This is a genomic window from Pseudoflavonifractor capillosus, from assembly GCF_016899775.1.
In the GTDB taxonomy this organism is placed as follows: domain Bacteria; phylum Bacillota; class Clostridia; order Oscillospirales; family Oscillospiraceae; genus Lawsonibacter.
Genome location: NZ_JACJJE010000043.1, coordinates 20,284 through 28,254 on the forward strand (window position 1 = coordinate 20,284; position 7,971 = coordinate 28,254).

7 protein-coding genes are annotated in these 7,971 nt (G+C 64.8%); 6 read left to right on the forward strand and 1 reads right to left on the reverse strand.

Translation table 11 applies throughout. From position 1 onward, the window contains the following. Window positions 1-10: 10 nt before the first annotated feature. From H6B31_RS12325 to H6B31_RS12350, 6 genes are all read left to right on the forward strand, one after another. On the forward strand, window positions 11-922 hold the full coding sequence (locus tag H6B31_RS12325; RefSeq protein ID WP_204898795.1) for a DUF2262 domain-containing protein: 912 nt from the start codon (window positions 11-13) through the stop codon (window positions 920-922). Window positions 923-1,454: 532 nt separating this feature from the next. Further along, window positions 1,455-2,057, forward strand: a complete 603-nt coding sequence (locus H6B31_RS12330; protein WP_204898796.1) for a Maf family protein — start codon at window positions 1,455-1,457, stop codon at window positions 2,055-2,057. Next, window positions 2,054-2,896: a rod shape-determining protein MreC gene (gene mreC, locus H6B31_RS12335; protein ID WP_204898797.1), complete on the forward strand. Its 843-nt coding sequence runs from the start codon at window positions 2,054-2,056 to the stop codon at window positions 2,894-2,896. Before H6B31_RS12330 ends, mreC begins: the two co-directional genes overlap by 4 nt. 48 nt (window positions 2,897-2,944) lie before the next feature. Continuing rightward, window positions 2,945-3,457: a rod shape-determining protein MreD gene (gene mreD / locus H6B31_RS12340; RefSeq protein WP_204898798.1), complete on the forward strand. Its 513-nt coding sequence runs from the start codon at window positions 2,945-2,947 to the stop codon at window positions 3,455-3,457. A gap of 42 nt (window positions 3,458-3,499) precedes the next feature. Beyond that, window positions 3,500-5,833 (forward strand): penicillin-binding transpeptidase domain-containing protein, encoded by a 2,334-nt coding sequence (locus H6B31_RS12345; protein ID WP_204898799.1) that lies wholly within the window; start codon window positions 3,500-3,502, stop codon window positions 5,831-5,833. Between the two features lie 167 nt (window positions 5,834-6,000). Further along, a complete protein-coding gene (locus tag H6B31_RS12350) occupies window positions 6,001-6,810 on the forward strand; it encodes an Mrp/NBP35 family ATP-binding protein (RefSeq protein WP_204898800.1) in 810 nt (269 codons plus the stop codon). 238 nt (window positions 6,811-7,048) lie between these two features. On the opposite strand, the gene H6B31_RS12355 is transcribed toward H6B31_RS12350, so the two are convergent. After that, window positions 7,049-7,971: chloride channel protein (locus tag H6B31_RS12355; protein ID WP_204898801.1), on the reverse strand; the 923-nt coding region annotated here is incomplete at its 5' end.

Below are 7,971 nucleotides of genomic sequence, written 5' to 3' on the forward strand. Positions count from 1 at the left end.
CATCCCAGTCATGTTCGGATTTTTCAAAAAGAAGAGCGGGGAGGTCCCCGAGGAACAGGAGCGGCTCCAGAAGGCGGCTGCCCGGGAGGCGGAGCGGAAGGAGGCGTCGGCCATTCCGGAGGAGCTGAGGGCACTGGGTCAGAAGTTTCTGCCGGAGGAGTTCAGCATTCTGGCCGTCACCGGGGCCGGCGGCTTTGGAGGCAGCCGGCCCCAGGAGAACGGGCCCTGGCTGGCTGTGCTGGAGCTGACCGCCTGGAAGGAGGAGGACAGCGAGGAACCAGCCCACCGGGAGAAGACCCAGCTGGTCGCCCTGGCGGACGACAAGCTGATGGAGTACCTCCGCCGCCGGGTGCGGGGGGACAGCGTCTTTCAGATCATGGTCCGCCCCTCCGAGGACGGGAAGCAGTTTCTGATGACCGAGCTGCCCCAGCCGGAGATCGACCCGGAGATGAAGGCCATCCTGGAGGAGCAGAAGAAGCCGGTGTCTATCTGGGTGCCCGAGCTGGGGACCTTTACGCTCAACCGGCTGGTCAACTGGTTTGAGGCCGAGGTGGAGTGGCTGGGCCAGCCCGCCCGGCTGGACATCGACCGGGAGGAGGACTGGGACGCCTGCGTGGAGCAGGCCAAGGCCCTTATGGCCGACCAGAAGGGCTGGGACGAGAAGGTGCGCGCCTTCGCCGCCCAGGAGCTTCTGGAACAGGCCAATGACTGGGCCCAGGACGCCGCCGAGAGCGAGGACGGGGAGCCCGAGGAGATCACCCGGGAGCAGTTCATGGAGCGCATGGAGCTGGACGCCGTCCAGATCTCCGCCGACGGGAGCTTTGAGTTCTGGTTCAACGACGGGGACCTGTTCTGGGGACACGCCATCCATGTGACCGGGGCGCTGGATCAGGGGCCGGAGATGGCACAGATGGAGGGGTAAGCGCCCACTCTTTCAAAAGCCTTCCCCCGAGGAGAAAGTTTACGGGCGGATCTGGACCCGCCCCTACGGCGATTCAGCTCCAGTGCCGTTGGTTCGGAAAACCCAGGCGCAGGTGTGGAACCGCACCGGCGGCAATTTTTGCAAACTCAGGGCCCAGTGGCCCGGCGGGGATTCAGACCAGTCACTCAGATTTTGCGCGCCGGAAATTTTTGCCTATTTAAAGGGGTAACCCCCGTAATGGGGTCCGGGGAAAGGCGAATATGAGCGCGAAGCGCTCATCCTGAGCCGTCCCCCGGCGATCCTTTGGTTTCTTTCCCATCGCTGGGAAAGAAACTCGCCCCGCAGGGCGAACCCCCCTGCGTACAACAACCCCAATCCGAAACCTGTCCCCTCATCCGTCACGGCTTCGCCGTGCCACCTTCCCCCCAGGGGGAAGGCTTATGATGGCAGGCGGCGAAATCCCCTAGAAACCCACAGATATGACTACGAATTGGAATACAAGCAGAGGATATGACTGAAAGGAGGCGGCTCCATGGCCGTGATTTTAGCCTCTCAATCCCCCCGGCGGCGGGAGCTGCTGGAGCGGATGGGCATGTCAGACTTTTTGATCCGCCCCGCCCAGGGGGAGGAGATCTTTGACCCGTCCCTCACGCCGGCGCAGCTGGTAGAGGTCCTCTCCCGCCAGAAGGCGGAGGAAATTTCCGCCGGCGCCGGGCCGGAGGACATCGTCATCGCGGCGGACACGGTGGTGTCCGTGGACGGCCGGGTGCTGGGCAAGCCCGGGGACGAGGCGGAGGCCGCCGAAATACTCGCTGCCCTGTCCGGCCGGGAGCACACGGTGTACACCGGGGTGACGGTGCGCCGGGGCGGGGAGACCGTCACCGAGTACGAGGCCACCGCCGTCCGGTTCCGGCCCCTCACCGGGGAGGAGATCGCGGCCTATGTGGCCACCGGGGAGCCCATGGACAAGGCCGGGGCCTACGGCATCCAGGGCTACGGCTGCCTGCTGGTGGAGGGGATCTCCGGGGACTATTTCAACGTGGTTGGCCTGCCGGTGTGCCGGCTGGGCAAGATTCTGGCCCGGTTCGGGGTGGAGCCCCTGCGCCTGGCCGCAGAGAAGGAGCGGAGAGCGTGAAGGATTTTTTGCGCCGGAACGGCATCTGGCTTTTGGTGATTGCCCTGCTGCTCAGCATTCTCATCGGCGTCTCCTCCGCCTTTATGGGGGGCAACGCCGATCCCCTGTCCAACCTGGTGACCACCATCACCACCCCTGTGCGCAATGGGGCGGCGGCGGTGGGGGACTTCTTCCAGGGGGTGTCCCGCTACGTCTTCCACTATGGGGAGATGGAGCAGCAGATTAGCGACCTGGAGGAGGAGAACGCCCAGCTGCAGCAGCAGATTCGGGAGAGCCAGGAGGCCCTGCAGGAGAACGAGCTGCTCCGAAACCTGCTGGACCTGCGGGAGCGGCGGCGGGACTTTGTCTTCGAGTCCGCCAAGGTCACCGCCCGGTCCAACGACAACTGGCGCTCCACCCTCACCTTGAGCAAGGGCAGCGAGTCGGGCATCCAGGAGGGGAACTGCGTGGTTACCTCCACCGGTGTGCTGGTGGGCGTGGTCTCGGAGGTAGGCAGCCATTACTCCACGGTCAGCACCGTCATTGACACCAGCATGGAGATGGGGGGCATCATCACCCGCACCAACGCCGCCGGCGTGCTGGAGGGGGATTTCAGCCTGATGCAGGGGGGGAAGCTCCGCCTGGCCTATCTCCCTGACGAGGCACAGCTGGTGGCAGGGGACGAGGTACTCACCTCCGGACGGGGGGACGTGTACCCCTCCGGCCTGGTGGTGGGCCAGGTAGAGGGCGTGTTCAACGACGCGTCCGGCATGAACCGCTATGCGGTGGTCGTCCCGGAGGTGAATCTGGACACCCTGGTGGAGGTCTTTGTCATCAAGGAGTTTGACATTGTGGAATAAAATAGGTTCCGAGCGCGTCGCGCCCGGAAGGGAAAAAGAGGTGATACCGTGACCACCCGGGATCAAGTGCACAAGTGGTTTTTCTATGCTCTGGGGCTGGTCCCCATCTGGGTGCTGGACGCCTTTGTTCTCAACCGCATCGCCCCCTTCGGGGTGATCCCCATGCTGCTGCCCCTGGCGGTGGCGGCGGTGGCGGTGCTGGAGGGGGCCTACGCCGGGACGGGCTTCGGACTGGCGGTGGGCCTGCTGTGGGAGCTGTCCTACGCCGGGGGCTTCGGCGGGCTGGTGTTCGGCATGGCCCTGGCGGGGATGGCGGTGGGCGCGGCCTCTCAGTATGTGCTCAGCCAGAACTTTTTCAGCTGCCTGCTGTGCTCCGCGGTGGTGCTGGGGGCGCTGGACGGGCTGCGGCTGATCCGGGCCCTGTTCATTCGCCTGGACACCCTGGACGTGCTGCTCCGGGTGGCGGTGCCTGAGGTGCTGCTCTCCCTGTGCTGGACCCCACTGGTCTATCTGATTTTCCGCTTCATCTTCCGGCGGGTGGGAGGAACCCGGCTGGCCTGACCGGCCCCTCCCCCGCCTGCCCCTCTGGAAAGGAGGTTTTCCATGAATCCCAAACAGTTTCACCGCCGCCTGATTGGGGTAATCCTGATCCTGGCCATTTTAATGACCTTTCTGTGCTCCAACCTGTACAGCATCCAGTATATAAATGGGGCGGACTACGCCAACCAGTCGGTGGCCCGGTCCTATGAGAACCAGACGGTCTCCGCCAGCCGGGGCCTGCTCCTGGACCGGAACGGAAAGGTGCTTTCGTCTAACCAGATCTCCTACCGGGTGACGCTGTTGCTCTCCTATTTGGGGGAGAACGAGGAGGAGCGGTGCGCCAACCTGCTTGCGCTCATCCAGGTGTGCCGGGAGGAGGGGGTGACCTGGGCGGACACCCTGCCTATCACCACCACGGCGCCCTTCTCCTATACCACCGAGGCCCCCTTTTACTCGGTGAGCACCGATGAGAACGGAAATCCGAAGTACAACGAGGACGGCGAGCTGGTCTATAACATGACCCGGCTGGGCCGGCTGGCGGTGTATATGGGGTGGATCGAGGACCCCACAGAGCTGGCGGAGGGGGAGATTCCGGAGTCGGACGCCTCCGGCGGGTCGGCCCCCGGGCTATGGGACCGGATCATGAACTTCTTCGGTATGGGTCAGCAAGAGGAGGCCCCTCAGGAGGAGCCGGAGCCCTATCAGCTGCCCACCGCCGAGGAGCTGCTGGGGATGATGTGCAAAAGCTTCGGCGTGAAAGGCGAGGGCGCAGTGGACGAGGCGGCGGCGAAGGAGAGCGGCGAGGCGGTGCCCACCCTGAACATCGGGGACATGTCGGAGACAGACGCCCGAGCGGTGGCGGGGGTGCTCTGCGAGCTCTACTACCGCAATCGGATCACCAACTGGCCCATCTACTACTTCGCCGAAGATGTGGACGTGGACTTCATCACCCGGGTGAAAGAGCTGGGAATCAAAGGGGTGGAGATTGAGACCGCCTCTGTGCGCAAGGCTGAGACCGAGTTCGCCGCCCATCTGCTGGGCCGGGTGGCCGCCATGGAGACCGACGAGGTGGACTACTACCTGGGGCTGGACGAGGGCTACACCCAGAACGACTACGTGGGCCGGGAGGGGGCCGAGCTGGCCTTTGAGAGCTATCTCCACGGCACCCCCGGCGAACAGCTGGTGGAGCGCAACGAGGATGGAAAAATCACCTCCTCCCAGTGGCGGGTGGACGAGGAGACAGGGGAGCCCATGGCCCCGGAGCCGGGGGACAACGTGTTCCTCACCATCGACATCGAATTGCAGCAGATGGTGGAGGAGCTGCTGGCAGAGCGGGTGCCCGGCCTCAGCGACGAGGTGGAGGGGGCCGCCTGCGTGGTGCAGATGGTGGACACCGGGGAGATTTTGGCCGCTGCATCCTACCCGACATTTACCCTGACCACCTACAGCGAGGACTACAACCAAAACTACAATGACCCACTGAAGCCCTTTTTGAACCGGGCGTTTCAAGGTCTCTACCCCCCCGGTTCCACCTTCAAGATGATCACCGCCATCGCCGGGCTGGAGGAAGGGAAGATCGAACCAAACACCATTATTCGGGACTTGGGGCGGTACACCTTCTGGACCGACGTCAACCCGCCCCAGTGCTGGATCTACCGCCAGTCCCGAGGGACCCACGGCCCGGTGAATGTGACCGAGGCCATCAAGGTGTCCTGCAACTACTTCTTCTATGACGTGGGCCGGCAGGTGGGCATCGACAAGCTGGACGAGTACGCCGCCATGTTCGGCCTGGGACAAAAGACCGGTGTGGAGCTCTATGAGGAGTCCGGCGTGGTGGGCGGCCGGGCCTACACCGAGTCCCTGGGCCAGACCTGGTACGAGGGCAGCGTCACCTCAGTGGCCATCGGCCAGGAGAGCACCCAGGTCACCCCCATCCAGCTCACCAACTATATCTCCACCCTGGTGAACGGTGGCACCCGGTACTCCACCCACCTGCTCAAGACGGTAAAGTCCAGCGACTTCTCCCAGGTGGTCTATGAGTACGAGCCCCAGGTGCAGGACGAGATCAACATCGCCCAGGAGAACCTGGACGCGGTGACCGAGGGTATGCGGGAACTGACCACCGGCGACGGCTCCCTGGCCAGCGCCTTCCGGAACCTGCCCTTTGAGGTGGGCGCCAAGACAGGCTCCGCGCAGGTAAGCTCCACCAGCGATTCCAACGCCGTCTTCGTGTGCTACGCCCCCTATGACGACCCGGAGATCGCCATCTCCCTGGTGGTGGAGCACGGCGGCAGCGGATCGGTGCTGGCCTCCCTGGCGGCGGAGATCCTGGCCTACTACTTCACCACCCCCGACAGCCAGAGCGACGTGGTGACTGAGAATACCCTGGTGCCGTAATTTTCTCTCAAGTTCATCCCCTCTGTGCCTTGAAAATGTTCCCAATCTCGGTATAATGGTTATACTGTCCCCTGCGCCCGGCGGACGCGCCCTGACAGCGCGTCCGCCGGAGCTTTGAGTTTGATGCCCTCCTTTTTTGTGTGTGGGCAGAAAGGAGTTTCCCAACTATGTCAGATTGTACGCACGATTGTTCCTCCTGCAGCGCGGACTGCGCCTCCCGGGATCTGATGGCCCCGGCCAACGCCAAGTCCAGCATCAAGCGGGTCATCGCCGTCATCAGCGGCAAGGGCGGCGTGGGCAAGAGCACCGTCACCGCCTCCCTGGCCGCGGCCATGGCCAAGCGGGGCCACAAGGTGGCCGTGCTGGACGCGGACATCACCGGCCCCTCCATCCCCGCCGCCTTCGGCATCCACGAGCACGCCATGGCCACCGACGACGGCATCCAGCCCGCCGTCACCCCCGGCGGCATCAAGATCATGTCCCTGAACCTGCTGACCAACAACGAGACCGACCCGGTCATCTGGCGGGGCCCCGTCATCGCCGGCGTGGTAAAGCAGTTCTGGACCGACGTGGAGTGGGGCGAGGTGGACTATATGTTCGTGGACATGCCTCCCGGAACCGGGGACGTGCCCCTCACCGTGTTCCAGTCCCTGCCGGTGAACGGCCTGCTGGTGGTCACCTCTCCCCAGGACCTGGTGTCCATGATCGTCACCAAGGCGGTGCACATGGCCCAGATGATGTCCATCCCGGTGCTGGGCCTCATTGAGAACTACAGCTACTTCCAGTGCCCCGACTGCGGCGCCAAGCACGCCATCTTCGGCAAGAGCCACCTGGAGCAGGAGGCCATGCAGCTGGGGCTCCCCCTGCTGGCCCGGCTGCCCATCGACCCCGCCGTGGCCGCCGCCATCGACGCGGGCCAGGCGGAGAACCTGCCGGTCAACTATCTGGAGGGCGTGGCCGCCCAGCTGGACGGCTGATCCCGCTATCCCAAAACAAGAACTCCCCTCCGCAGCGTATCTGCGGAGGGGAGTTCAGCTTGTCGAAAAACCTCTGTTTGGACGAATCCGCCCGAGTATTGGCGGGGGAGCTCGAGGGGGCGGCAGCCCGCCTCGAGTGGAATCAAATGCCCGGAATGCCTTGCAGGGCAAGGCATTCCGCAAGCGCAGCGAGGACTTTTCCGCCGTTGAGCGGCGGGAAAGTAACGGCATTTTTTTGTTACTCCACCTTCCGGTCGATCCACCGGGTGCGGAATTTGGAGTAGACGATCTTCTGTTCGCTGTACAGCCCGTAGTAGCCCGAGAGCATGTAGGACACCCCGCAGCACAGGGCGCACAGGGGGAGGCTCCCGCCGCCGAAGAGCTCGAAGGCCAGCATCAGAGAGGTGAGGGGGCAGTTGGTGGCCCCGCAGAACACCGCCGCCATCCCCAGCGCCCCGCCGAAGCCGTGGGGCAGGCCCAGCAGGGGGCCCGCCAGGGTGCCGAAGGCCGCCCCGGTGAACAGGGCGGGGACGATCTCGCCCCCCCGGAAGCCAGCCCCCAGGGTGAGGGCGGTGAACAGGATTTTCAGCAGAAAGGCCGCCGGGATGGTCTCCCCCGCCAGCATGCGGCGGATGACCGCGTCCCCCGCCCCGTTGTAGTCCTGGCTGCCCACCAGCAGGGTGAGGATCAGCACCAGGGCGCCCCCTGCCGCCGCCCGGAGCAGGGGATTGGGCAGGAAGCGGGCGTACACCTTCGGCGCGGTGTGCACGGCCTGGCAGAACAGAATGGACACCAGGGCGCACAAAATCCCCAGGGCGGCCGCCTGAACCATAGTGACAGGGCCCAGGGCCGCCTCCAGGCCGATCTCATACCCGGGGGACTGGTGGAGGCCCATGGCCTGGGCCACCTGGAAGGCAGTGAGGGCGGATACGGTGCAGGGCACCAGGGCCGCGTAGTACATCACCCCCACGCTGACCACCTCCATGGAGAACAGCATGGCGGTGAGGGGGGTGCCGAACAGGGCGGAGAAGGCGGCGGACATGCCGCACATGACCATCACCCGCCGGTCCTTGGCGTCCAAATGTACCACCCGGCCCAGCCAGGCTCCCAGGGAGCCCCCCAGCTGGAGGGCCGCCCCCTCCCTGTCTCTTATACACATCT

Coding starts and splice junctions, on each gene's coding strand:
- H6B31_RS12325 (WP_204898795.1), top strand. CDS start 11: ATGTTCGGATTTTTCAAAAAGAAGAGCGGGGAGGTCCCCGAGGAACAG.
- H6B31_RS12330 (WP_204898796.1), top strand. CDS start 1,455: ATGGCCGTGATTTTAGCCTCTCAATCCCCCCGGCGGCGGGAGCTGCTG.
- H6B31_RS12345 (WP_204898799.1), top strand. CDS start 3,500: ATGAATCCCAAACAGTTTCACCGCCGCCTGATTGGGGTAATCCTGATC.
- H6B31_RS12350 (WP_204898800.1), top strand. CDS start 6,001: ATGTCAGATTGTACGCACGATTGTTCCTCCTGCAGCGCGGACTGCGCC.